1 rRNA gene is annotated in these 521 nt (G+C 47.0%); it reads right to left on the bottom strand.

The window, feature by feature from the left end:
- A 23S ribosomal RNA gene (locus tag AC0MXB_RS18315) occupies positions 1-392 on the bottom strand; the annotation flags it as partial.
- Positions 393-521: the final 129 nt, after the last annotated feature.

Below are 521 nucleotides of genomic sequence, written 5' to 3' on the forward strand. Positions count from 1 at the left end.
CCAGCCCCTTTGCTCTGCCTTTCGCCTACAGGACTTTTACCTTCTGTGGTTCATCTTTCCAGATGATTCAACTAGGCCTGACAAAGTTGATGCTGGTCCACAACCCCAAAAGAGCAAGCTCTCTTGGTTTGGGCTCTTCCCTGTTCGCTCGCCGCTACTTCGGGAATCTCGTTTGATTACTTTTCCTCCGGGTACTTAGATGTTTCAGTTCCCCGGGTTCCCTTCCAGTATCTAGTACTGGATAACAGTCCATTACGACTGCTGGGTTCCCCCATTCGGACATCTGCGGATCAAAGCTTACTTGCAACTCCCCGCAGCTTTTCGGAGCTTATCCCGTCCTTCATCGGCTCTTAGCGCCAAGGCATCCACCGTATGCCCTTTGTAGCTTGACTTTCGTCTCACTTTTAAAGTGTTCACACGTTTTGCCTAAACAAGTGTTCTAACATACTCGTTAAGTGAACTCTCTTTTTTTACAAAAAGAGGTTCGTTCTTTTCTTCTTCTGTGTAGTTTTCAAAGAGCA

This window comes from Pelorhabdus sp. sgz311001 (assembly GCF_055901755.1).